20 protein-coding genes are annotated in these 25,044 nt (G+C 35.6%); 7 read left to right on the top strand and 13 right to left on the bottom strand.

The features are described from left to right. Positions 1 to 89 precede the first annotated feature (89 nt). From C1H87_RS15440 to C1H87_RS15420, 5 genes are all read right to left on the bottom strand, one after another. On the bottom strand, positions 90 to 686 hold the full coding sequence (locus tag C1H87_RS15440; RefSeq protein ID WP_158655244.1) for a hypothetical protein: 597 nt from the start codon (positions 684 to 686) through the stop codon (positions 90 to 92). A 126-nt stretch (positions 687 to 812) separates the two neighbouring features. Further along, positions 813 to 1,310 carry a DinB family protein gene (locus tag C1H87_RS15435; RefSeq protein WP_102756671.1) on the bottom strand — a complete coding sequence of 166 codons (498 nt, stop codon included), beginning with the start codon at positions 1,308 to 1,310 and terminating at the stop codon, positions 813 to 815. Between the two features lie 30 nt (positions 1,311 to 1,340). Next, positions 1,341 to 1,634, bottom strand: coding sequence for a hypothetical protein (locus C1H87_RS15430; RefSeq protein ID WP_199769297.1), 294 nt, complete (start codon positions 1,632 to 1,634; stop codon positions 1,341 to 1,343). Positions 1,635 to 1,915: 281 nt separating this feature from the next. Continuing rightward, positions 1,916 to 2,428, bottom strand: a complete 513-nt coding sequence (azu, locus tag C1H87_RS15425; protein ID WP_102756669.1) for an azurin — start codon at positions 2,426 to 2,428, stop codon at positions 1,916 to 1,918. 107 nt (positions 2,429 to 2,535) lie between these two features. After that, entirely contained in the window at positions 2,536 to 4,128 is a 1,593-nt protein-coding gene (locus C1H87_RS15420) for an NADP-dependent glyceraldehyde-3-phosphate dehydrogenase (protein ID WP_102756668.1), read from the bottom strand. 234 nt (positions 4,129 to 4,362) lie between these two features. Here C1H87_RS15420 and C1H87_RS15415 point away from each other — a divergent pair, with 234 nt between their 5' ends. From C1H87_RS15415 to C1H87_RS15405, 3 genes are all read left to right on the top strand, one after another. Next, positions 4,363 to 5,760 (top strand): 3-keto-disaccharide hydrolase, encoded by a 1,398-nt coding sequence (locus C1H87_RS15415; RefSeq protein ID WP_102756667.1) that lies wholly within the window; start codon positions 4,363 to 4,365, stop codon positions 5,758 to 5,760. A gap of 9 nt (positions 5,761 to 5,769) precedes the next feature. Continuing rightward, entirely contained in the window at positions 5,770 to 7,116 is a 1,347-nt protein-coding gene (locus tag C1H87_RS15410; RefSeq protein WP_102756666.1) for a Gfo/Idh/MocA family protein, read from the top strand. Positions 7,117 to 7,331: 215 nt separating this feature from the next. After that, positions 7,332 to 8,513: a Gfo/Idh/MocA family protein gene (locus C1H87_RS15405; protein WP_102756665.1), complete on the top strand. Its 1,182-nt coding sequence runs from the start codon at positions 7,332 to 7,334 to the stop codon at positions 8,511 to 8,513. 66 nt (positions 8,514 to 8,579) lie between these two features. Here the strand turns inward: C1H87_RS15405 and ilvA are convergent, their stop codons facing one another. The 5 genes from ilvA to ilvD form a co-directional block, all read right to left on the bottom strand. Then, positions 8,580 to 9,845, bottom strand: a complete 1,266-nt coding sequence (ilvA, locus tag C1H87_RS15400) for a threonine ammonia-lyase IlvA (RefSeq protein WP_102756664.1) — start codon at positions 9,843 to 9,845, stop codon at positions 8,580 to 8,582. 478 nt (positions 9,846 to 10,323) lie between these two features. Further along, positions 10,324 to 11,799, bottom strand: coding sequence for a ketol-acid reductoisomerase (gene ilvC, locus C1H87_RS15395; RefSeq protein WP_102756663.1), 1,476 nt, complete (start codon positions 11,797 to 11,799; stop codon positions 10,324 to 10,326). A gap of 17 nt (positions 11,800 to 11,816) precedes the next feature. Then, complete coding sequence (ilvN, locus tag C1H87_RS15390; RefSeq protein ID WP_102756662.1) at positions 11,817 to 12,350, bottom strand: acetolactate synthase small subunit; 534 nt, start codon at positions 12,348 to 12,350, stop codon at positions 11,817 to 11,819. Positions 12,351 to 12,362: 12 nt separating this feature from the next. After that, positions 12,363 to 14,099: a biosynthetic-type acetolactate synthase large subunit gene (gene ilvB / locus C1H87_RS15385; protein WP_102756661.1), complete on the bottom strand. Its 1,737-nt coding sequence runs from the start codon at positions 14,097 to 14,099 to the stop codon at positions 12,363 to 12,365. 50 nt (positions 14,100 to 14,149) lie between these two features. After that, on the bottom strand, positions 14,150 to 15,829 hold the full coding sequence (gene ilvD, locus C1H87_RS15380; RefSeq protein WP_102756660.1) for a dihydroxy-acid dehydratase: 1,680 nt from the start codon (positions 15,827 to 15,829) through the stop codon (positions 14,150 to 14,152). 650 nt (positions 15,830 to 16,479) lie between these two features. Here ilvD and metK point away from each other — a divergent pair. The 4 genes from metK (at position 16,480) to C1H87_RS15355 (ending at position 20,837) form a co-directional block, all read left to right on the top strand. Then, positions 16,480 to 17,733 carry a methionine adenosyltransferase gene (gene metK, locus C1H87_RS15370; RefSeq protein WP_102756658.1) on the top strand — a complete coding sequence of 418 codons (1,254 nt, stop codon included), beginning with the start codon at positions 16,480 to 16,482 and terminating at the stop codon, positions 17,731 to 17,733. A 273-nt stretch (positions 17,734 to 18,006) separates the two neighbouring features. Next, positions 18,007 to 18,447, top strand: coding sequence for a MarR family winged helix-turn-helix transcriptional regulator (locus C1H87_RS15365; protein ID WP_102756657.1), 441 nt, complete (start codon positions 18,007 to 18,009; stop codon positions 18,445 to 18,447). A gap of 4 nt (positions 18,448 to 18,451) precedes the next feature. After that, positions 18,452 to 19,783, top strand: a complete 1,332-nt coding sequence (locus tag C1H87_RS15360) for a S41 family peptidase (protein ID WP_102756656.1) — start codon at positions 18,452 to 18,454, stop codon at positions 19,781 to 19,783. A 319-nt stretch (positions 19,784 to 20,102) separates the two neighbouring features. After that, positions 20,103 to 20,837 carry a hypothetical protein gene (locus C1H87_RS15355; RefSeq protein ID WP_102756655.1) on the top strand — a complete coding sequence of 245 codons (735 nt, stop codon included), beginning with the start codon at positions 20,103 to 20,105 and terminating at the stop codon, positions 20,835 to 20,837. A gap of 698 nt (positions 20,838 to 21,535) precedes the next feature. Here C1H87_RS15355 and C1H87_RS15350 read toward each other — a convergent pair. The 3 genes from C1H87_RS15350 to C1H87_RS15340 all read right to left on the bottom strand — a co-directional run bounded on the left by C1H87_RS15350 (position 21,536) and on the right by C1H87_RS15340 (position 24,998). Beyond that, positions 21,536 to 22,963 carry a fasciclin domain-containing protein gene (locus C1H87_RS15350; protein ID WP_102756654.1) on the bottom strand — a complete coding sequence of 476 codons (1,428 nt, stop codon included), beginning with the start codon at positions 22,961 to 22,963 and terminating at the stop codon, positions 21,536 to 21,538. Positions 22,964 to 23,162: 199 nt separating this feature from the next. After that, positions 23,163 to 24,218 carry an HAD family hydrolase gene (locus C1H87_RS15345; RefSeq protein WP_233783165.1) on the bottom strand — a complete coding sequence of 352 codons (1,056 nt, stop codon included), beginning with the start codon at positions 24,216 to 24,218 and terminating at the stop codon, positions 23,163 to 23,165. 123 nt (positions 24,219 to 24,341) lie between these two features. Then, positions 24,342 to 24,998 carry a hypothetical protein gene (locus C1H87_RS15340; RefSeq protein WP_102756653.1) on the bottom strand — a complete coding sequence of 219 codons (657 nt, stop codon included), beginning with the start codon at positions 24,996 to 24,998 and terminating at the stop codon, positions 24,342 to 24,344. Between the last annotated feature and the right edge of the window lie 46 nt (positions 24,999 to 25,044).

Genomic DNA, 25,044 nt, shown 5'->3' with positions numbered 1-25,044 from the left:
AATATTGTTCGAAAAGGGTTAATAATAGTTGGTAAACTTCCAATTTATATACAATTAAAAAAGTTTAAATATGCTTTAAACGTTAGATCTTATCCGGGGTCTTCACTCCTATACTCCAGCTTTACAATCAGGTTACTATTATCGTAATGTAGTTTTAAGTAATCGGATTCGCCAGCACCTACAATAATAACAATATGCTCTTCCTGATTCTCGTAATTGGCAATCTCAAATCTATCCCAGTTTTTTACCTGGCTTTTTAAATTAAAATCCAGATCGAAACTCTTTGGTTCTTTTTTATCGCAAGCCCAACCATCTCCATCATTGTTTACTTGTAATTTTATTGGCTGATCTATTTGGGAACTGGATAAATTGTTGATTTGCCCATCTGTAGAACCATCACATCTGTTATCCTCATGGTACATTAATGTCCAATTATCTGCAAAAAAGGAACCTAAATCCGTTTTACTTTTTAAGCTTTTTATAAAACTTTCTTTTTGGGTTTGAAGGGTCGTCGTCTCTGAGGCTTCATTTGAAACTGTCTCTGTATTAGCAACAACTTTTTCTATCTGCGCGCTTTGTTTTTCTGTTACTGTTGGTGTGACTTGATTTTCGGATTGATTCTTACAGGAAACCATAGTAGTTACACACAATCCAAGACTAATAAGGGGTAATCTTAATCTTTTCATTTCGAATATGGGGTAGCTTAAGTATTTAAATTTTAAAATAATACCAAGTCAAATATAAATATTTTGCACTTACCATGTCCCCTATGCTACTAATAATGATTGGTTACCATGTAAATCTTAATAGCGTTAATGATTAAAATACTTGTCTTTAATACTATTTACATGATGTATTTCATGGCCAATAATAGACTTTAGAAAGTCTTCAAGAGTTACTTCATTTTGTCTGGCTTTGCCTTTTATTTTTAATTGGTTTTGGGATAGTGATTCAACAAAACTAACAGAAGCTTTCCTTACGTTTTCAAAATCTGTTACTAATTGTTTCCAGGTTAATTCTTCAAAACGACTATTCGCCACCAAAGCCTCCTGATCGTAGCCCCATAATTCCACCGATTCATTTCTGCTCAATAAAAATGCCCGAAACATCTTTATTCTTTCGTGGTCTGTAATATGCCCAAGCACCTGTTTAATACTCCATTTATCTGAAGCATATCGATAGGCAGCTTTTTCTTCATCAATTGATTTTAGAAACTTAAGGGTTGATGGTGATGAAAAAAGCGACCTACAGTCCACATCACCAACCAAGTTGAAATAGTATGAGAAACCATCTTGGGGTGTATACTTCATAATTCGTATGGGTGATTTTGTATGCGTGCTTTATACTTTTTCTCCTTTAACAAGAAGTGTTGATTGTATCGATTCGTTTTTAAGATGAATAAACTTCAATCTCCTATCATCATTCATAAAATTAGTTAAATCGTTCTCTGAATCAAACGATATGAAATGAATTTCATAGGGCAATTCCTTTTCTCCAGAAACAAACGATGTTTCATCTGGTCTTATCCGATAAATTATTCGTCCATTATATTTCTCCATTAATGGAATGGCATGGTCTTCAAACTCATGGAATATAGCTTCTTTTCCTTCTTTTACAAATATTAATTGGGTCATGTAAATCATATTGAACACTATAAATGGTGACTCTTTGTAAAAATAAAATTATACTTTAATTACATTATAGTAACTGTAATGTTAGTTCTAAATATTGTCTTTTGATTACGTAGTTTATGGAGCGCTTGATAATGAAGACCTGTCAGGTTTTTAAAACCTGACAGGTCTGTTCTGTAGGCCTAACAAAGAAGAAAATAAATTTATTAAGCCATAAAAGTTATGAATCTCTTCGACACACTATCTGTTAAAACTTTACGTCGAATTTTACATGTTCTATCAATTTATTCCACTATAAACTTCCCTTTCATCATAGAATAATGCCCAGGGAAACTACATAAAAAATCGTATGTTCCTACGGCAGGTGCATCAAACTCTATAGAAGTTGTTTGTCCGCCCCCAATTAAAGTGGTATGGGCTATAACATCTTTCTTCTTCTTTGGTATGTATTGATTGTCTTTAACCGTAGCTGCTTTATTAGCAAACCCAACAAGATCAACACCTTGTTTAAGAAGCACAAAATTATGCCCCATGACATTAATATCCAATTTTCCTTTATGTCTTAATGTAATCTTTACTTTTTCGCCAGCCTTTACCCTAATCTCTGTTTTGTCAAACTTCATCAAATCATCACTAGAAATAACAATTTCGTTGGCGTTTTTTGTCTCTGTGTTTTTAGGCGTGTCTTTTTTATTTTCATAACTAAAACCTTCCTTCTTTTTTTCTTCTTTTCCTCCGCAAGCGATCAGGATTGAAACCGAAAAAAAGAATAAAACTAAATACTTAAATGTTCTCATACCTATTAATATATTGTTAATGAACTCATCTTGACTTTTTCTATTTCCAAAAAAATAGTTGAAACCCTACTAAATGAGTTCAGATATAAAAGTAGTAAAAATACCCCTTACAAGATATAATCGGTACTTATAAAGTTTGAGGTCTTTTTATCCAACAGCTCATTTAAAATAGCTTTGTTATAGTCGTTATCTTTTGATGCCACAAAAGTTCTTATCGAGAATGAACGTAATGCATCATGCACACTTAAAGTACTAAATGCAGAATCCTTTCTTCCTGTAAATGGATATACATCCGGTCCTCTTTGGCAAGAACTGTTTAAATTAACTCTACAAACCAGGTTTACCAAAGTATCAATTAAGGGAGCAAGTGTATTTACATCTTTACCAAATAAGCTTACCTGTTGCCCATAATTAGATTCTGCCATATCATTTAACGGCTCTTCAATATCTTTAAATGGTACAATAGGAACTAGTGGTCCGAATTGCTCTTCCTTAAATACTCGCATCGTTTTATCCACAGGATATAACGCTGCTGGAAATATAAAATTCTCGCTAATTTCTCCGCCTTTTGCATTTAATATTTCTGCTCCTTTTTCTACAGCATCATCAATTAACTCTTTAATATAAGCTGGCTTTTCTACTTCTGGAAGCGGGGTTAATTTAACTCCGGAATCCCACGGATTTCCAAACTTAAGTGCATCTACTTTTTCCGAATAGCGCTTATTGAATTCATCAACTATCGATTCGTGTACATACAATATTTTTAAAGCTGTACAACGTTGTCCGTTAAAAGACAATGTACCTGTAATACATTCGTTTACTGCTAAGTCTAAATCGGCATCTGGTAAAACTATAGCTGGATTTTTTGCCTCTAAGCCTAATACCAAACGTAATCTATTCTTTTTAGGGTGATTGTTTTGAATAGCATTTGCCGATTTACTATTTCCTATCAATGCCAATACATCTATTTTACCGGATTGCATAATTGGAGTTGCTAATACACGACCTCGACCATAAATAACGTTTACGACGCCTTTTGGAAAACTATTTTGAAAAGCTTCCAGTAGTGGTGAAATTAACAGAACCCCTAGTTTAGCAGGTTTAAAAATCACCGGATTCCCCATAATCAATGCCGGAATTAGTAATGTAAATGTTTCATTTAACGGGTAATTATATGGCCCTAAACATAAAACCACTCCTAGAGGACCTCTACGTATATGCGCATACACTCCTTCGTTCTTTTCAAACTTTGCCGAATCTCTATCAATTTGCTTGTAAGCCTCAATAGTATCGTATATATAATCTACTGTTCTATCGAATTCTTTTTCCGAATCTGGCAGATTTTTTCCTATTTCCCACATTAAAAGCTTTACGATAGTTTCGCGCTTGGTCTTCATTTGCTCTACAAACTTTTCCATACAAGCAATTCTGTCTCTCACCTTCATGGTTGGCCATAAGCCTTGCCCTTTAGCATATGCATTTGATGCCGAGTCCAATGCTTCTAAAGCCTCCTTCTCTCCTAATTGAGGGATTGTACCTAATAATGTTCGCTTATAGTCTTTAGTTGAAGAAATTGTAGAATACACTTCTGCCGTTTCTCCTTCCCATTGTTTTAGCTCACCTGAAACCAAATAGGTTGTTTGATGTAGCTGCGATTGTATTTTATAAGCCTCTGGAATTTCTAAAAAAGTATTACTCATTTACCTGGTTTTTTAATTTTTTGACAATAGCTAAGATATCTTTAAAATTTATAGGAGGGTACTAAATTGCTAGGATTGTCGAAATAAATATGATATCCTTAACAAATTAACGATATGATAATAAAACGATTACAACTAAATCGTTTTCGGTTATCAATCATTTTGGCATCGTTAATTTGCTAACTCATTATAAATCCTTACTTTTAGTGTACGTACACGAAACTAAAAACAAGCATGATACGATCTTTAAACCTTCTCTTTTCATCCCTTTTTCTTTTGTTAAGCTTTACGACTTTAAATTCGCAGAGCTCCAAAGACGGCTGGATAGACCTTTTTAACGGAACAGACTTAACCGGCTGGGAAATATTAAATGGAGATGCTCCATACAAAGTAAAAGACGGACAAATTATTGGAATTTCAAAAACAGAAACTCCAAATAGTTTTCTATGTACCAAAAAAAAATACGGTGATTTTATTTTAGAGTTTGAGGTTCTATTAGATCCTGCTCTTAATTCTGGAGTTCAGTTTAGATCTAACAGTATTAAAAGCTATAGGGAAGGTACGGTTCATGGTTATCAGTTTGAATTAGACCCATCAGCCCGCGCCTTTAGTGGTGGCATTTATGATGAAGGAAGAAGAGGCTGGCTGTACCCCATATCTTTAAATCCTAAAGCTCATAGTGCTTTTAAAAATGGGGTCTGGAACACATGCAGAGTCGAAGCTATTGGCTCTAGTATTAAAACCTGGATAAATGGTATACAGTGTTCTAATTTGGTTGATGATTTAACAGCATCTGGGTTTATAGGATTACAAGTGCATCATATTTATGGTTCTGAAAGTAAAGCTGGTAAACAAATAAAATGGAAAAATATTAGAATTAAAACTGATAATCTGGAAGAAGAACGCTGGGCTTCCAATCCTGAGGTAAAGGAGATGAGTTATTTAATCAATACCCTTTCGAAAAATGAAAAGGACAAGGGATGGCGCTTACTGTGGGATGGAGAGAGCTCCGAAGGATGGCGTGGTGCTAAACTGAATCATTTTCCTAAATCTGGCTGGGAAATTAAAGATGGTGTTTTAACTATTTTATCGACTGATGGTGCCGAATCGACTGGCCCTGGTGATATTATTACCGAAAAATTATTCAGCAGCTTTGAATTAGAGTTAGAATTTAAAATCACAAAAGGCGCAAATAGTGGTATTAAATATTTTGTAGATGCCGAACTTAATAAAGGCTCTGGATCTGCTATTGGATGTGAATTTCAAATTTTAGATGATGCCAACCATCCAGACGCAAAAAAAGGTGTTAATGGCAATAGAACTGTTGGCTCTCTTTACGATTTAATTACGGCAGAAAACTTGTCGATTCCCGGTCGCAGTAAACAATTTAAAGGAATAGGTTCTTGGAACAAAGCGCGAATTGTTGTTAAAGGCGCACATGTTGAACATTGGCTAAACAACGAAAAAGTCATTGAATACGATCGGTCTTCGCAAATGTTCAGAGCGCTTGTAGCTTATAGCAAATATAAAAACTGGCCGAAATTCGGACAATGGCCAGAGGGTCATATCCTACTTCAAGACCATGGTGACACTGTACATTACAGAAGTATAAAAATTAGAGAATTTAATTAAAACCAAAAGATGGGTTCAAATAGAAGAGATTTTATAAAAAAAGCTTCGGCAGGCGCTCTGGGTGTAACGCTTACTGGAGGTATTACAAGTGCCTCAGCAAAAAGTTATTCGCGAATAATTGGTGCCAATGATAGAATTCATGTCGCTATTCAAGGTTTAGGAAGACGATTAGGTGGGTTTGTTGAAGCCGTTTCCAATAAAAAGAATAATGTTGAACTCATGTATCTATGCGATGTTATGAAAAGTCAACGGGAAAAAGCTGCTAACAAGTTTTCTAAATTGATGGATCATTCTGCTAAATTAGAAAATGATATTAGAGTTATTTTGGACGACAAAAAAGTGGACGCTGTTTTCATGGCAACACCAGACCACTGGCATGCTCCAGGTGCCTGTATGGCTGTTCAAGCTGGTAAGCATGTATATTTGGAAAAACCCTGTAGCCATAACCCCAGAGAAGGAGAATTGCTTGTTGCTTACCAAAAAAGGTATAATAAACATATCCAAATGGGGAACCAACAACGATCTTCCTTAGAATCTACAGAAATCATTAAAAACATTCATAACGGTATTATTGGCGTAGCTTATAAAGCCATCGCGTTTTACACAAATTCTAGAGGTGAAGTCCCTATTCCTGTAAAAGCAGCTCCTCCCGAAGGATTAGATTGGGAGCTTTTTCAAGGCCCAGCTCCAAGGAAAGCGTATATGCACGACATTTGGGATTATAATTGGCATTGGTACGGATGGGATTATGGCACTGCGGAAACTGGCAACAATGCCACTCATGAACTGGATATTGCGCGTTGGGCTCTAGATGTTAAATATCCTGAATATGTAGATGTATACTCTGGAAAATTCCAATATAAAGATGATGGTTGGGAGATGTATGACACCATGTTAGCTACATTTAAATTTCCTAATAATAAAACCATTCAATGGGACGGACAGAGCAGAAACGGATATGACAAATATGGTGCAGGTAGAGGCACTTTAATTTATGGTTCTAAAGGTGTTGTATTTATAGATAGAGCAGGTTATAAACTATACGATCTTAAAGGCAAAGTCATTAAAGATCGAACTCTGAAAGGGGACGAAGATGGTGTAGCGCTTGGGGGCGGTGGAAGTCTTTCTACCAGACATTCCGAAAACTTTTTTGAAGCCATAAGAGGGAAAAAATCATTAAACTCACCAATAGAACAGGGTGTGGTAAGTCAAATGCTAACGCACTATGCAAACATTAGCTCAAGAATTAATAAACCTTTTGAAGTAGACGAAAACACAGGTAGAATATTCGACCGCGATGCCATGAAATTATGGTCTAGGGAATACGAACCGGGTTGGGAAATAAAACCAGTATAAACAGCTATCTGTTCATAAAAAAGTCAATCAATTACCATTTTGAACACAATACAAAACCTTAGTTTCCTTATCTTTATCTCTAAGGGGTTCCTAGCCAGCCAGCAGGCAAGTTTGCTTGCTTCGACTTTAGTTTATCTTGAGCGAAGCGAAGCCGAAAGGCTCAACACAAGTCGCTCTGAATGAACATTTAAAATCTCTATTAGAAATTACAATTCATGAAAAGAAGAGAATTTATTACAAAAAGCGGCATGACAACTGCTGGAATCATTGCTGGTACAGCTACTTTAGGAGCTATTACAAAAACTTTTGGTTCTAACAATACAATTAATATTGGAGTAATTGGTACAGGAGATAGGGGTGGTGGTATGATTCCCGCATTAAATGAAATTGAAGGTTTTCATGTTTCTGCTGTTTGTGACATTTTACCTTTTCGATTGGAGCAAGGTATTTCCAAAGCATCCAATAATGCAAAAGCCTATAAAAATTATAAAGAATTATTAGATAATAAAGATGTTGACGCCATACTCATAGCCACACCGTTTAGTACCCATGCACCTATAGCACTTGATGCGTTAGATGCCGGTAAACATATCTATTGCGAAAAAACTATGGCCAAAGGATTTGCCGGTATTAATAGCCTTGTAGAGAAAGTTTCCAATTCGAAATCTATTTTTCAAACAGGCCATCAATATCATAGTTCCAAACTATATAAACATGTGGTCGACTTGATAAAAAGTGGTGAAATAGGTAAAATAACTTCTTTTGAATGCCAATGGAATAGAAATGGAAACTGGAGAAGACCTGTTCCAGAACCTTCGCTAGAACGTGCTGTAAATTGGCGTATGTACCGTGAATATTCCGGAGGATTGGTTGCAGAACTTAGCTCGCATCAAATTGATTTTATACATTGGGTTTTAGGTGAAAACCCAAAAAAGATTATGGGAACTGGTGGTATAGATTTTTGGAAAGATGGCAGAGAAACCTTTGATAATATTCATTTATTATTTGAATATCCTAGTGGTGTAAAAGCACAATTTACCTGTTTAACCAATAACGCACTTGGCGATTACCAAATAAAAGTACACGGTAGTAAAGGCACTATTCTTTTAGATTACGACAAAGCCTGGATATATCATGAAAAGAGCTATAAAAAAGAATTGGCTAATGTTGACGGTGTTTCGGGTGCTACTGTTAATAGTCATTTACAAGGCAAAGCCTATCCCATTGAAGTGTCTCATTTAAATCCCAGCAGACAGGCTTTGGTTGATTTTAGGGACGCTATTTTAGATAACAAACAGCCTATTTCGAATGTGTATACTGGTGCCGATACTGCCAGAGCAGTACAACTGTCTTTAGACGCTATGTATAATGAGGATATTCGGTATTGGAAAGTATAATTGAATCTTGTCATTCTTACTTTACTGAAACAAGTTCAGCATAGTTCGTTGAAATGGCAAAAGTTATCAAACCAAAAACTGAAATAAATCAGGCTTATCATTAAGATAATCACCGTAGAAATTGTGCTCCTTCATTTTAGATATTAAAGGCTCCAGGTCGTCTGCTGTTTTTAATTGAATGCCCACTACGGCTGATCCGTTTTCTCGGTTAGTTTTTTTAGCATACTGAAAATAGGTGATGTCGTCATTCTCGCCTAAAATATCAACAACAAACTCTTTTAGCGCACCGGCACGTTGCGGAAACTTCACTATAAAATAGTGCTTTAAATTGGCGTACAGTAAAGCGCGCTCCTTTATTTCGGATGTTCTGGTAATATCGTTATTACTTCCGCTAACAACGCATACTACATTTTTGCCTTTTATTTCTTCTGTATAAAGGTCCAAAGCAGAAATGCTTAAAGCTCCGGCAGGTTCTACCACAATAGCATCCTTATTATAAAGTTCTAAAATGGTTTGACACGCTTTCCCTTCTGGAACTGTTATCATATCATGCAAATTCTCTTTGCATATTGAGAACGTTAAGTCCCCTACGCGTTTAACAGCTGCGCCGTCAACAAACTTTTCAATTTGATCTAATTCCGTGTTTCTATTGTTTTTAATGGAAACTGACATGGAAGGCGCCCCTTCCGGTTCTACGCCTATAATTTTAGTGTTAGGTGACAATTGCTTGAAGACTGTAGATAATCCAGCTGCTAAACCTCCTCCTCCAACGGCTATAAAAACATAATCGATGGGCTCTGTAGATTGTTCCAGAATTTCTAAGCCTATAGTGGCTTGTCCTTCTATAACCTTTTCATCATTAAAAGGATGAATAAAGGTTTTGTGTAATTGATCGCATTCTTGCATCGCTGCATGATTAGCATCATCAAACGTATCGCCAACAAGCTTAATTTCAATAAAATCGCCACCAAACATTTTAACTTGCTCTACCTTTTGGTTGGGTGTTGGTGCAGGCATATAAATAGTGCCTTCAATCTCTAATAGTTTACAAGATAGCGCCACGCCCTGAGCATGGTTCCCTGCGCTGGCACAAACCACTCCCTTTTTTGATTGTTCAGGAGTTAGTGAACTTATTTTATTATAGGCCCCTCTAATTTTATAGGAACGCACTTGTTGCAAGTCTTCGCGTTTTAAAAGCACATTAGCATTAAAATGGTTAGAGTATCTTAAGCTAGGGCTTAAAGGCGTAACTGCCGATACTTTTTTAATAGTATCGGCAGCTACCTTAATATTATCAATACTAGGAAAATATGTGACGTTTTCCTTGTTCATAATTTATTCATTTAATTTCCCATTTTACCTCGATCATGTTCGGCAACCATATGGGAATGAGATTTAACGAGACCTGACAGGTTTTAGCTTCCTGTTTACATAGGAATTTTATTTTCAAAGTGTAAGATGTTTATCGAGTGGATTCCTGCTTTCGCAGGAATGACAAAACTGTTTGCTTCATCGACCATACTCGGTAATGTTGTTTCCAGACACTAGTTAATCTATATTTTAAATAGGCCTCGAACAGACACTTTATTTAATTTCTTGTACATTTCAAACACATCCAACAAACACCTGAAAATGAATGATATGTTAACGAGACCTGTCAGGTTTTAAAAACCTGACAGGTCTGGAAATATAAGGAAGAAAGCTTCTTAAGATATCTTTTCTTTAAAAAGTTCTCGACTTTATCCTGCCGTGAGTGCAGTCGAAAAGCTCAAATGTACATTAGGTACTTTCAAAGCCTTATCCCTTACAATTAAACTATAGGCTTCATAGCCGTCATAGATGCTCTTAAGAAGGTTCCTATTTTTTCAACAGGGTGATTTCTTAAAGCAGCGTTAATCTCTATTAATTTAGCATTATCAACACCTGCACCGTTATCTTTAGCATAAGTCTTTCCTATAACATCTGTATCGATCGTTTTCATGAAATCTGCTAATAATGGCTTACATGCATGATCGAATAAATAACATCCGTACTCTGCAGTGTCAGAAATAACACGGTTCATTTCGAACAATTTCTTTCTCGCAATGGTATTTGCAATAAGTGGTGTTTCGTGTAATGATTCGTAGTAAGCAGATTCATCAATAATTCCAGAATCAGTCATAGCTTCAAAAGCCAACTCAACACCAGCTCTTACAAATGCTACCATTAATACACCATTATCGTAAAACTCTTGCTCAGAGATTTCTACATCTCCTGCTGGTGTTTTTTCAAAAGCTGTTTCGCCTGTAGCAGCTCTCCATCCTAATAAATTTTTATCATCATTTGCCCAATCTTCCATCATGCCTTTAGAAAAATTCCCTTCCATAATGTCATCCATATGCTTTTGGAATAATGGACGCATGATATCTTTTAATTCTTCCGATAATTCGAAAGCTTTAATTTTTGCTGGGTTCGATAAACGATCCATCATATTGGTGATTCCACCATATTTAAGACCTTCTGTAATGGTTTCCCAACCGTATTGAATAAGTTTAGATGCATATCCGGCATCGATACCTTTTTCAACCATTTTATCAAAACAAAGGATAGAACCAGTTTGTAACAATCCACAAAGAATGGTTTGCTCTCCCATTAAATCACTTTTTACTTCGGCTACGAAAGATGATGCTAAAACACCTGCTCTGTCTCCTCCTGTTCCTGCTGCATATGCTTTTGCCTGTGCCCAACCTTTTCCTTCTGGATCGTTCTCTGGGTGCACAGCAATAAGTGTTGGCACACCAAAACCACGCTTGTATTCTTCTCTTACTTCAGATCCCGGACATTTTGGAGCTACCATAATTACCGTAAGATCTTCACGTATTTGCATCCCTTCTTCAACAATATTAAAACCGTGAGAATAAGATAATGTAGCACCTTGCTTCATTAACGGCATTACAGCATTTACAACACTAGTATGCTGCTTGTCCGGAGTTAGATTCAACACAACATCTGCAGATGGAATTAACTCCTGGTAGGTACCAACTGTAAATCCATTATCTGTTGCATTAACATAAGAAGCACGCTTTTCAGCAATAGCAGCATCACGTAAAGTATAAGAAATATCTAAACCAGAATCTCTCATATTTAAACCTTGATTAAGCCCTTGCGCTCCACATCCTACGATAACTATTTTTTTGCCTTTTAAAGCGTTTACTCCATCTGAGAATTCTGAAGAATCCATAAATCTACACTTCGATAATTGATCTAATTTATCTCTTAATGAAAGTGTGTTAAAATAATTTCCCATTTTAAGTTTTATTGTAATTATTGATTATTGAATGCCGAAAGCATTTCTGTTATTTTCATCTCTTCTTTTGTTACTGATATACGTCCGGAACGCACAAATTGCATGATACCGAAAACATTTAAATCTCTACGTAGCGATTCAATTTCGTTTCTTCTACCAGATTTTTCCAGAACAAAAAATTCTTTGTTTACAGTAACTATTCTTGTTCCGCTATCTTTGATTATATTCTGAATTTGAGGCTCTTCAAATAACAAACTCGATTTTATTTTAAACATACAAGACTCTGTATATATGGTCTCTTCATCTGTATGATAATATGCTCGAATAACTTCGATTTGCTTTTCAAATTGTCCCATTATTTTTTTAGCCTGATCTTCTGTAATGTTTACAACAATAACAAACCTGTTTACGCCTTCAATTTCAGATTGCGAGGTAGTTAAACTTTCTATATTGATGTGTCTACGCTGAAAAATTGCAGATATGCGGTTTAACAAACCGATATTATTTTCGGTATATATGGATATAGTCAATGTTTTTATTTCTTGGTTCATTTTTTCTGAAATTTAGCTTAAACGTATATCTGAAACCGATGCACCTGCTGGCACCATAGGGAATACATTATCTTCCTTCTCTACACAAACTTCTAAAAAATAAGAGTTTTTCGATGCTATCATTTCTTTAACGGCATCTGCTAATTCTTCTCTTTTAGTTACTTTTTTTGCTTCAATATAATAGCCTTTTGCTATGGTTACAAAATCTGGATTTGTCATTTCGGTAGATGCATAACGCTTATCGAAAAACAACTGTTGCCATTGACGAACCATTCCTAAAAACTCATTATTTAATACCACAATCTTTACAGGTACTTTTTGCTGAAAAATAGTTCCCAACTCTTGAATATTCATTTGGTAACCACCATCTCCAATAATAGCAACTACTTCTCTATCTGGTGCAGCCATTTTAGCTCCAATAGCAGCTGGAAGGGCAAATCCCATAGTACCTAAGCCTCCAGAGGTAATATTACTTTTCGTTTTGTTAAACTCAGAATAACGACAAGCTATCATTTGATGTTGCCCTACATCCGATACGATAGCTGCATTACCTTTTGTTTCAATATTTATTTGTTTTAATACCTCTCCCATGGTTAAACCTTCTTTGGTTGGAGACAGGTCATTTTTTATAACTTTTTCGAACTCAATAGCATACAGCTCCTTAAATTCTTGTAACCATTCCGTATGCGTGTTTTCGTTTAGTTCCTCTAATAATAAACCTAAGCTTTCTTTTGAATTCCCTAAAACGGCAACATCTGTTTTTACATTTTTATCAATTTCTGCCGGATCTATATCAAAGTGAATCACTTTTGCTTGCTTGGCATAGGTTTTTAAATCACCCGTAACACGATCGTCGAAACGCATCCCGATAGCTATAAGAACATCACATTCGTTTGTTAATTTATTAGGCGCATAATTCCCGTGCATACCTACCATACCAACGTTTAACGGATGGGATGTTGGAATTGCGGATGCTCCTAAAATAGTCCACGCCGAAGGAATACCTGCCTTTTCAATAACCGCTTTTAATTCTTCCTCTGCTTTTCCTAAAATAACACCTTGCCCCCAAACGATCATTGGTTTTTTAGCTGCATTTATTAGTTCGGCAGCAGCCTTAACTGCATCTATATTTATTTTTGGTATTGGAATGTAACTTCTAACACCTGTACATTTTTCATATTTAAAATCGAGTTCTGCAACCTGAGCATCTTTGGTAATATCGATTAATACCGGCCCTGGTCTACCACTCTTGGCAATATAAAATGCTTTGGCTAAAACTTCTGGAATCTCAGAAGCTTTAGTTACTTGGTGGTTCCATTTGGTAACTGGTGTAGAAATACCAACAATGTCGGTTTCCTGAAATGCATCACTACCTAATAAATGTGAAAACACCTGACCTGTAATACACACCATTGGTGTAGAATCGATTTGTGCATCGGCTATTCCTGTAATTAAATTTGTTGCTCCGGGACCTGATGTTGCCATGGCAACACCAACTCTCCCTGAAATTCTTGCAAATCCTTGAGCTGCGTGGGCTGCACCTTGTTCATGACGTGTTAATACATGATGGATTCTATCCTTATATTTATATAACTCGTCGTAAACCGGCATAATGGCTCCTCCCGGATATCCATAAAGAATATCAACCCCTTCAGCTATTAAACACCTGATGATAGCTTCACTACCACTTATACGTTCTGTTTTTTGAGTTTCCTCTTGTGCTTTTTTTGTTGTTTCTGTATTATTCATACTCATAGTATTGAGACTTCCGCTAAAGCGAAAATGAAAAAATTGTCTATTTAAAACTCATCAGTAACACATCCTTTTGATGCCGATGATACTGATCTGGCATATTTATACAATACCCCTCGATCGAATTTTAATTTGGGGGCTACCCAATTTTGTCTTCTTTCTTGAAATTCCTCTTCTGAGACATCCACAGAAATTGTGTTAGTTTCTGCATCAATAGTAATCGTATCACCATCTTGTACAAGGGCTATATTACCACCTTCCTGAGCCTCTGGAGTAATATGTCCTACAACAAAACCATGTGTTCCTCCAGAAAAACGGCCATCGGTAATTAAGGCAACATCTTTCCCTAATCCAGCGCCCATAATGGCTGCTGTTGGTTTTAACATTTCTGGCATTCCCGGTCCTCCTTTTGGCCCTTCGTAACGAATGACGACCACATCGCCTTTTTCTACCTTTCCGTCACGTATACCATCATTAGCATCATATTCACTATCGAATACTTTTGCCCTTCCTACAAATTTCAACCCTTCTTTTCCAGTAATTTTAGCCACACTTCCATCATTGGCTAAGTTTCCATACAACATACGTAAATGGCCTGTAGCTTTAATAGGAGCTTCTAAAGGTTTTATAACATCTTGTCCTTCTGCCAAATCTTCAACATCCAACAAGTTTTCAGCTAATGTTTTTCCTGTTACGGTTAAACAATCGCCATGCAATAATCCTTTTTTCAGTAAATATTTTAACACGCCTGGCACACCTCCTACAGCATGTAAATCTTCCATTAAATATTTACCACTAGGTTTTAAATCGGCAATGTATGGCGTGCTGTCACTAATATCTTGAAAGTCCTTAAGGGTAAAATCAATTTGAGCTGCTCTGGCTATAGCCAAAAAGTGCAATACTGCATTGGTAGAACCGCCTAAGATGGTTACTACTCGTATGGCATTTTCTAACGATTTTCTGGTTATAATATCCGAAGGTTTAATATCTTTTTCCAATAGGTTACGCATAGCTTCCCCGGCTTTAACAGCTTCTAGGTTTTTAGCTTCGCTACTGGCAGGGTTAGAAGAATTATAAGGTAATGCCATACCTAAAGTCTCAATAGCCGAAGCCATTGTATTTGCTGTGTACATACCGCCACAGGCACCTTTACCCGGAATAGACTTTTTAATCACTTCTTTATATTCGCTTTCCTCCATAGTACCTGCTACTTTACTTCCCCAGGCTTCAAATGAAGACACGATATCTAATTTCTTTCCATCATGACAACCAGAATCGGTAGTACCTCCAAAAATTAGTATTGAAGGACGGTTTAAACGAATCATCGCCATTAAAGCTCCTGGCATATTTTTGTCGCAACCTACTACAGTAATTAAACCGTCGTAACTCATTCCCTGTACTACAGTTTCCATAGAATCTGCAATAATATCTCTTGAAGGTAACGAGTAACGCATCCCCGGTGTTCCCATAGAAATACCATCACTCACACCAATTGTATTAAAAATCAATCCGACCAGGTCTTCTTTTTTTGTTCCTTCTTTAGCTAATTTTGCTAAATCGTTTAAATGCATGTTACAAGGATTCCCCTCATAACCTGTACTAGCAATACCTATCAAGGGTTTAAAAAAGTCTTCATCGGAAAAACCAATAGCATACAACATGGCTTGCGCTGCTGGCTGTGTTGAGTCTTGAGTTACTGTTTTACTGTATTTATTAAGTTCCTTCATCTTTATTACAGATAATTTTATGTTTTATCGTTTTTTAACATTAATATTTCAAATATTTTAGGATTCCTTTAAAAAATCCCCAACAACATCGGAATATGATTCGAAATTAATTTATTAGGTTTTTATTTATAGTATTCTTTAGTTTTTCTGGTTAAATCCACGATCACTCAAAATAATATAAAAACCTGTATATCAATCAATTAAACTCTCATTTTTATGATGTTCAAAATTTAAAAATTTTACAATAAAAAAGCCTTCCGATTAAGGAAGGCTTTAAAATTTGTATTATTTATATATAGCGCTTCCTATCGTTGTGAAATAATCACAATGACGATAATAGAAACGATATTTAATATTTGTTTTTTCATTTTGCTTCTACAAAGATTTATAATAAAAATGTATTATCCTATTTTTTTCTAAAAAAAGGTAGAATAAACACTCATTTCCTTTTATTTTTTTACTTTTGCCAACACAAATAATCAGAGGAAAGATTTGACTGATTGCAACCTCTTTATGCTGACTAGTTTCAGCATTTTTTTGAAACGCTTTTGGAATTGAAAGATTCTGAAATAAATTCAAAATTAAAAAATGCTAAAGGCAGTGTAAACTTCCTTTGACGCTATCGTCGAATCTCGAATAAAATACAACTTATGGCTTATTTATTTACTTCGGAAAGTGTTTCTGAAGGACACCCCGACAAAGTAGCAGACCAAATTAGTGATGCTTTAATTGATAACTTTTTAGCTTTTGATACCGATTCGAAAGTTGCTTGCGAGACCCTAGTTACTACAGGACAAGTTGTACTTGCTGGAGAGGTAAAATCTAATACGTATTTAGATGTTCAGCAAATTGCCAGAGACACTATAAACAAAATTGGTTATACCAAAGGTGAATATATGTTTGATGGTAATTCTTGTGGTGTTTTTTCTGCTATTCACGAACAATCTGATGATATTAACAGAGGGGTAGACAGAGCCAGCAAAGAACAACAAGGAGCTGGCGATCAAGGTATGATGTTTGGCTATGCAACTAACGAAACCGAAAACTACATGCCTTTGGCTTTAGATTTGTCGCATAGAATTTTAATTGAACTTGCCGAACTAAGAAGAGAAAATAAAGATATTACTTATTTACGTCCAGATTCTAAGAGTCAAGTAACTATTGAATATAGCGATGATAACGTTCCACAACGCATTGATGCTATTGTAGTATCTACACAGCACGATGATTTTGGAGATGACGATACGATGCTTGCAAAAATTAGAAAGGATATTGTTGAGATTTTAATTCCACGTGTTGTCGCTAAACTACCTAAGCAAATTCAGGTATTATTTAACGACGATATTAAATACCACATAAACCCAACCGGGAAATTTGTTATTGGTGGCCCTCATGGAGATACCGGATTAACCGGAAGAAAGATTATTGTGGACACTTATGGTGGAAAAGGTGCTCACGGTGGTGGTGCATTTTCTGGAAAAGATCCTAGTAAAGTGGATAGAAGTGCCGCTTATGCTACACGTCATATTGCAAAAAATCTGGTTGCTGCCGGTGTTGCCGACGAAGTACTCGTACAGGTAAGTTACGCTATTGGTGTGGTAGAACCTATGGGTATTTTTATTGATACGCATGGTACCTGTTCTTTTAATATGACTGATGGGGAAATTGCTGAAAAAGTGTCTCAAATTTTCGATATGCGTCCGTTTGCTATTGAAGAACGTTTAAAATTACGTTCGCCAATGTATAGCGAAACTGCTGCTTATGGCCATATGGGACGAAATAATGAAACTGTTACCAAAACATTTACGCAACCTAATGGAGAAACTGCAACTGTAGATGTAGAATTGTTCACTTGGGAGAAGTTGGATTATGTTGATAAGGTGAAAGAGGCTTTTGGGTTGTAAACCAAAGACTTTATAAATATTATTAAGACCGCTTGTTATGAGCGGTCTTTTTTATTTTATACTATTTGGAATTGTATCTAAATCATTAAAAAACAGAGGGGATTGGATGCTTTTACTTAATAAATTATGGTATCCAAGAAAAAATTTTCTCAAAGATTCTGGGATCTTATAACATTCCATTGGATTTCTTGGCATCGAATGAACGTTAAAAAAAAGTTAAGTATTTTTATATAATTGATATGTCAATTATATTCGTATCAAATAAATTGAAACATGACTATAGCCCTTCCGTCGGAAACAATATTTCACGTGATTGAAAGCACTATTAAGGAATATCGAAGATTTGCTCAAAAAAACATTTCGGCAAAAATAAAGGGCATCACCATTGACCAAGGTATGGTTCTTATTTTTCTAAAAGAACATCCTGAGTTTACGCAAAAAGAAATAGCCAAATTGGTGTTTAAAGATAACGCATCAATGACACGGATAATTAATACAATGGTTCAGAAAAACTATCTGAAACGGTCTATGAATGACGAAGACCGGAGACGCTCTAAAATAGAAATCACAACTAAAGGGGAAGAAATACTAAAAACCCTACCACCAATAATTCATCATAACAGAAGCTCATCACTTCAAGGAATCACAAAAAACGAACTGAAACAATTAGAAACCATTTTAAACAAAATTAAAAACAATTGTCTAAAAACATGACCCCATGAAAATCACATTGCCCCTCACCCTCATTGCATTTATGGTATTAATTTCAACTCAAATAAATGCACAAGTAAAAGCACCTCAACTGACCTCACAAGAACAACAAATTGTTGTAGATTCTATTAGTAGTAAACTAACTGCCAACTATATTTTTCCAGACGTTGCTGAAAAAATGGCTTCAAGCATTAAATCTAAGCTCCAGAAAGGCGATTATAAATCTATTCTCGATCCTGGCCAATTTGCAAGCACTTTAACAGCAGATTTACAAGCTATTAGTAAAGACAAACATCTTCATTTATCCTTCAGCCCGGAACATAAAACTCAACGTTTGAGTACTACGGCTGAAGATAGCATTGCTCATTTGAATTGGCGAATTAAGAACATGAAGCGAAATAATTGCGGCTTTAAAGAAGTGAAAATCCTAGATGGCAATGTTGGTTATTTGAATCTTAACAGATTTTATAATGTAGAACACGCGGGAAAAACGGCAGTTTCGGCGATGAACTTTTTAAGCAATTCAGACGCTATTATTATTGACCTACGGTTTAATGGTGGAGGACATCCAGCCATGATTCAGCTTATAACCAGCTATCTATACGGAAGCAAATCGGTACATTTAAATAACTTCTATTGGCGTCCAACTGATTCAAATACTCAAACCTGGACCTTGCCCCATGTACCTGGCACAAGAAGCCCAGATACTCCTGTATATATATTAACCAGTTCCCATACATTTTCGGCTGCCGAAGAATTCTGCTATAATTTAAAAAATCTGGAACGCGCCACAATAATTGGTGAAACTACTGGTGGTGGCGCACACCCTGGACGCGACTTTATAGCAACAGACGGCTATATGATTTGGATTCCTACGGGTAGAGCCATAAATCCTATCACCAAAACAAACTGGGAAGGCACCGGTGTGAGCCCTCATATTGAAACTCCTTCTAAAAAGGCATTCGATGTTTCCTACCTCAAAGCATTAGAAACACTTAAAGAGAATAATAAGGAGGAAAGTTCAAAAGCGTTATACGAATGGGCAATCGCCAAATTGAAAGTAAAAACCAATCCGATAACCTTAGATTCAAAAACGTTAAAATCTTTTGTTGGAAGTTATGGGGCACGTAAAATTACATTTAAAGATGGCACGCTATTCTATCAATCGGATAGAGATAAAGGAACTATATATGAGTTATACCCTTACAGTGATCATGAATTTATGCTAAAAGATCTTGAGGGATTTCGAATACGCTTTTTATACGAAGGCAAAAAAGTAACCGCGCTACAAGGATTATATGGTGGTGGCGGGATGGACAAAAGTTTAAAAAACAAGTAAATCTAAATGCTCTAAAAGGATTTGTTTAGCTTCTAAATAATCTTCTTCCTGTAGGTTTCATGATTGAATATCCAATCTAAATTAAAAATCTAACGAAGATTATATTCTAATTTTCAAAAAAAGCAAGTGAAATATTCCACTTGCTTTTTGCTAATTCAATAGGATACAATAACATAAAAAACTGCCATGCTAAATGTGGTATTACAACTTGATTTTGCCAGAAAAATTGCATAAATTCGTTACACATATTCATATGTTTAAACTAATATACTTATATGCCCGAAAATTAAGCCCCTAGATAACCTTAACCCCCTATATAATGAAACCCTTTCTTAACCTATTTAGTAGTTTTACCTATGTAAAAAAAAATCAATTTATTTTATTCTTTATCTTAACTATTTTTAGTTGCATTTTGTCTTTTTCTCAAGTTGGTATTGGCACCACAGTACCTACCGAAGATCTGGATGTAAACGGTACAGTGCGTATACGTTCTCTTTCGAATGCTACTGGAGATCATCTGCAAGTCGTAGCCAAAGATGATGGCACCTTGGTAACAGCTATTTCAGACCCTAGTGCTCCTGGCAGCAGGTTTATTGGTGTTTTAAGTGCCGATTTAGCCCTAAATTCAAACGGATTCCGTAACATTATTCTTGGTTCTGAGATTTTTGACTATTTAAATGAGCACAACACAGCCAATGGAAGGTATACCCCAGCGAGTAGTGGGATTTATTCAATTTCTATGCAATTCGACCTTGCCGACTATACTAGTACCAAACACGATGTAGATGTACTTATTGGTTTATGGGATGTCACCAACGATCGATGGATAAGTAGAAGAACATATGCTCACAGATCGAGCAGTCATTTTAGTGGTCGTAATGAAGGCTATAGTAATATTAATTATGTGACTTTAACAGCAGGTAATACATATTCTTTCCGAATCTTTCCTACTTACAATAATAGTGTTTCAAAATCACTTGTATTAAAACGCACCAATGGTGGTGGCACAGGTACAAGTGTTTCAACAACATTTGCCATTTCAAAAGTAAATTAAGGTTGGTGAGTGAGTGAAAGACTATGTAAAAAATCGATACGTTAGCTACTATCTACTTGTTAGCAAATACCTAAAGCCATTAAAAATACTAAGCGATATTACACTAAAAATACTAGCTTTTTTCTCAATCTTGACCCTAATTGCTAATTAACGTGAGTCTTGGATAAGAAAATTTATGTCAGTGAGACATCCAATAAAAATTTTATCCAGTGTAAAATATTGACGTAATGTCTCCTCGAGTACTTCGGCTGTGCTCAGCATAAACTGAAGTCGAGAAGCCTTAAGGAGGTCTCGACTGCGCTCGACCGGACATATATTAATTGCTTGAATAAAAGAGACTTACAAGTGAAATCAATGGTAGTGATCCCGATTTTCTTCGGGATCGTATCGAAAACCAATAAATTTTCGTCAAAAAAAGCTTCTCGATAGCTCATTCTTCCAGAATTTCACTCGAAGTGACATCTTGAACTCTTAAACAAGATTCATGTTAATTAGTATATTTTTTCTAGATAATAATTTCACCATTCCTTAATATTTCTAATTCCATAGAGCTTTCAGATTTAAGAATTTTTGCTAATTCATTAAGTTGCGTCAAAGCATTATCTGTAAAATCGTATACAACGCCATTAAAAGAAAGAATAATATGATAGATGTTTAAATTTTAAAATGGATTCGTAGCCAGCTATAGCGCTATTTGCCTAGTTTTTTGTATCTGGAATAAGTACGGTGTCAAGTATATGTACAACACCATTTCCAGCTTGTATATCAACCGCAGTAATGCCTATACCGCCATTACCAGAACCATCGGTTATATCGCCAATATTTGTATCTGTGCCAGGCAGAGTGATGGTGATATCATCTCCTTCAAGTGTCGTAACGATGGTGTTTCCACCAGGAGTTAAGTCTCCCGAAGTCATATTAGACTCATCAATAATATGATGAAGTATGGTTTGTATCAAAACGGTTTCTTCTGGGATTTCAGATAGGTCACTAAATGCGTCATTATCTGGAGCAAAAACGGTGAATTCAGGATCAATACCATCGGCATTTGAACCTTCTATTCTGGAAAGAATGGCAGCAAAATCTATTCCAGGAGTTAAGGTCGTTAAAGCCTCTTCTAAGGTTGCGAAATTTGGATCTGCAGTCACAAATGTGGTAACGGTAGGAATTCCAATTACAGCGTTAACGGCATGGATAACTCCATTAGTTCCTACAATATCTGCAGTTGTAACTGTTGAAATACCGTTAAAGGAAATGTTAGCAGATGTATTGTAATATAAACTTAAAGCTTTCATACCCGGACCAGTAGCGCTTGTGTTCGTATAACCAGAACCGTTAGTCATCAGGTTGGCAGACGTTGTTACATTTCCAAGTACATGGTTTAAAAGTACTTTAGCCAGATGCGCTGTATTAATATCTCCTATTGGAGTACCATCTAAAAACGTTGTGAATGCAGCATTGTCTGGAGCCATAATCGTAAAGGGACCATCGCTACCTAAAAGGGTTGTTAAATCGCCATCTGCAAGATCCAAAGCAACTAACAAGCTATTAAAATTATTGTTGTTTGCCAGATGGTTCAGTATACTAGGCAAAGTAATAACCTTGTCTACAATGTGAATCGTTCCATTTGAAGCATTGATGTCTGCGCCTCCGTTAATGACTTTTGAAGTATTGTTGAATTCAATATCACCAGAAGTATTGAAATAAATGCTAATTTTGTTATCACTAACTCCACTGGCATTTGTGCTCTTATACCCGGATCCTGAAATAGAAAAATCACTTGAGGTTAAATCCTCCGAAATCACGTGATTCAATAGAAGTTCTGATAAAACATCTGAAGGAACATCATCTATAGAAGCATAGTTATTTGAGCTTAGAAAAGCCGTAAACGCTGCATTGTTAGGGGCTAATACTGTAAAAGGGCCATTGCTCGTTAATATATCTATCAAGTTACCGTCGGCTTTTTTTAAAGCATCTACAAAAAAAGTTAGTTCAGGTGTCTTGATCGCTATTTCAATAATATTATTCGTTACTATTGGAGGATTATCGTCATCATTGTTACATGATTGCATAATTAATACAGCTATTAATAATAAGGACGGTAAGATGTTGTTTACTGTTTTCATAGGTGCTCTTTTGTTTTTAATTAGACGATGTTCTCGTTATTATATGCTATCTGGTATTAAAAAATTACAATAGCGATTCAAATGTAGTTATGAAGAAATCCCTGCCGATTATCAATTAAGATCAAACACAAATTATTTAGACTTTAATGACAGAGAAATCGTAAATGGGGATAGAGAAGCTTTTTAGCCATAACCCGTATTATTTTTGTAATTGAAAAGGGTAGACGACTTTCCAATCGTTTTTCATATCGATGACTGTCCAGCCTTTTTCTCGGGCTTCATCTAAGCCTTTATCCAATCTTCCCACATGAGACTCCCTGTCGTATGCCCATTCACGTTCTGCATCGGTGTGATGTAGGTAAATCATAAAACTGGGTTTGTCATTAGAAGCTGCATATTGAAGCATTTGAAGATCACCATCGGAATTACCGGAAGCGAAAATGGGCTTTTTACTTATATGTTTATGAATTCCCACTGGCTTTCCGGCTTTGTCATTAATAAAATCAATTTCTGATAACTTTTTAATTACTGCCTTGCCATTGTTGTACTCAAAAATTGTTTTTAGACTACTCCCCACAATCTGATACTCAGGTATCCCATAGGCCTCTTCAGCCCAAACTCTCAAAAAGTCAATACCACCTCCGGAAACGATAAAGGTTTTGAAATCGTTGGTCTGGAGATAGTCTAATAGCTCCAGCATGGGTTGATAGATTAACGTGTGATAGGGACGATTAAATCGGGGATGTTTACTAGTAGCTAGCCATTCTGTTACAATATTATTAAATTCATCTGTGGTCATTCCGGTATGACTTGCCATGACCAGTTTAAGAAGACCATGCTTTCCATATGTTAGTACCTCTTTTATATTACCTTCAATAGCAGCTTTATATGGTTGTGTCGTTTTCCATTCAGGATGATCACTTGCTGTGGCATGTATTCGATCTAAAGCAAATGCCAATTGAAAATAGAATGGTTTTTCCGACCATAGGTTACCATCATTGTCAAAGGTGGCAATACGATCCTCTACCCGTACAAAATTTGGATTATCTGGATCTGTTACTTTTGTAACAAAATCAAGTATAGCTTTTTTAGTTTTTCCTTCATTCCAGGAAGGGAGAGGGTCTGTTTTATAGTTTATAGTTTTTAAAGATGTATCTGTAGATTTTTTGCAAGAGACAATAATCAATAATAAGATAACTAACAACATGATACGTTTAACTATGCTCATACTTTTTCTTTGATTTTTCTTCTTCATCTGGTTCTTGTTTTTACTATAGCTTTTTAATCTGTTCAAAGCATTCATGATAAATATATTTTGTGATGTTTATTGATTATACCATCGAGGTTAACTGGTTTATCGTTTTGATGATTAAGACTATTATTTCCAAAGGATCTTTATGCCGATGTACAACATACCATAGCCATTATAAAAATCGTATTGAGGCTCAAATAGTAAATTAATTAAAGACCAGTTAGCATCAAATATCTTACCTATACCAGCACCAAAAGGGACTTCGTATTTATCTGTTTCAAAATCGAATAGCATCCTTGGGTGGCTTCTTAAATACCAGCCATTATTATAGTTTTTGTAAATTCCCGGTTGGAACTCTATAGCAAAAATATTGCTACCACTTTGAAGTGTCGTTAAGGTTATTACCTTCCATTTATTTTTTAATTTGCTTACAGAAACAAAGTTGATACCTCCAGCCCACGCTTTCGAATCGATATAGCTTATAATGGCTCCAAAACCATATTTGTTTTTTTCATTCTTAGATGTAAATAGCCGAGATACTAAAAGGTTAGTTGCTTTAAATTCATTATCTCCATTATAATTAAATTGTTCCTCTGCAGAAAATCTCACAAACCATTTGCTAAAGGTTACATTGGCAATTAATTGTGTTTTGGAAAAGTCATTGTCGTAAAACCTATTAAATACTCCTAAAGTTGGACTGGGGTCTATAGGGTTGTTTGCATCTTGAGCATGCAAAATGCCTAAAAATATATTTAATAGTAATATAATTACGGTTTTTTTCATTTCATGTGAAATAATAAATATATCTGCCTGGCAGCATTAATATAAC

The organism is Flavivirga eckloniae (genome assembly GCF_002886045.1).
Taxonomy (GTDB): Bacteria; Bacteroidota; Bacteroidia; order Flavobacteriales; family Flavobacteriaceae; genus Flavivirga; species Flavivirga eckloniae.
This window is presented reverse-complemented; position numbering and strand designations above follow the sequence as displayed.

Coding starts and splice junctions, on each gene's coding strand:
- ilvD (WP_102756660.1), bottom strand. CDS start 15,829: ATGAAGGAACTTAATAAATACAGTAAAACAGTAACTCAAGACTCAACA.
- C1H87_RS15355 (WP_102756655.1), top strand. CDS start 20,103: ATGAAACCCTTTCTTAACCTATTTAGTAGTTTTACCTATGTAAAAAAA.
- C1H87_RS15440 (WP_158655244.1), bottom strand. CDS start 686: ATGAAAAGATTAAGATTACCCCTTATTAGTCTTGGATTGTGTGTAACT.
- C1H87_RS15410 (WP_102756666.1), top strand. CDS start 5,770: ATGGGTTCAAATAGAAGAGATTTTATAAAAAAAGCTTCGGCAGGCGCT.
- C1H87_RS15350 (WP_102756654.1), bottom strand. CDS start 22,963: ATGAAAACAGTAAACAACATCTTACCGTCCTTATTATTAATAGCTGTA.
- C1H87_RS15435 (WP_102756671.1), bottom strand. CDS start 1,310: ATGAAGTATACACCCCAAGATGGTTTCTCATACTATTTCAACTTGGTT.
- azu (WP_102756669.1), bottom strand. CDS start 2,428: ATGAGAACATTTAAGTATTTAGTTTTATTCTTTTTTTCGGTTTCAATC.
- ilvA (WP_102756664.1), bottom strand. CDS start 9,845: ATGAACAAGGAAAACGTCACATATTTTCCTAGTATTGATAATATTAAG.
- C1H87_RS15420 (WP_102756668.1), bottom strand. CDS start 4,128: ATGAGTAATACTTTTTTAGAAATTCCAGAGGCTTATAAAATACAATCG.
- ilvN (WP_102756662.1), bottom strand. CDS start 12,350: ATGAACCAAGAAATAAAAACATTGACTATATCCATATATACCGAAAAT.
- C1H87_RS15365 (WP_102756657.1), top strand. CDS start 18,007: ATGACTATAGCCCTTCCGTCGGAAACAATATTTCACGTGATTGAAAGC.
- C1H87_RS15345 (WP_233783165.1), bottom strand. CDS start 24,218: ATGAAGAAGAAAAATCAAAGAAAAAGTATGAGCATAGTTAAACGTATC.
- C1H87_RS15430 (WP_199769297.1), bottom strand. CDS start 1,634: ATGACCCAATTAATATTTGTAAAAGAAGGAAAAGAAGCTATATTCCAT.
- metK (WP_102756658.1), top strand. CDS start 16,480: ATGGCTTATTTATTTACTTCGGAAAGTGTTTCTGAAGGACACCCCGAC.
- ilvB (WP_102756661.1), bottom strand. CDS start 14,099: ATGAATAATACAGAAACAACAAAAAAAGCACAAGAGGAAACTCAAAAA.
- C1H87_RS15360 (WP_102756656.1), top strand. CDS start 18,452: ATGAAAATCACATTGCCCCTCACCCTCATTGCATTTATGGTATTAATT.
- C1H87_RS15415 (WP_102756667.1), top strand. CDS start 4,363: ATGATACGATCTTTAAACCTTCTCTTTTCATCCCTTTTTCTTTTGTTA.
- C1H87_RS15340 (WP_102756653.1), bottom strand. CDS start 24,998: ATGAAAAAAACCGTAATTATATTACTATTAAATATATTTTTAGGCATT.
- C1H87_RS15405 (WP_102756665.1), top strand. CDS start 7,332: ATGAAAAGAAGAGAATTTATTACAAAAAGCGGCATGACAACTGCTGGA.
- ilvC (WP_102756663.1), bottom strand. CDS start 11,799: ATGGGAAATTATTTTAACACACTTTCATTAAGAGATAAATTAGATCAA.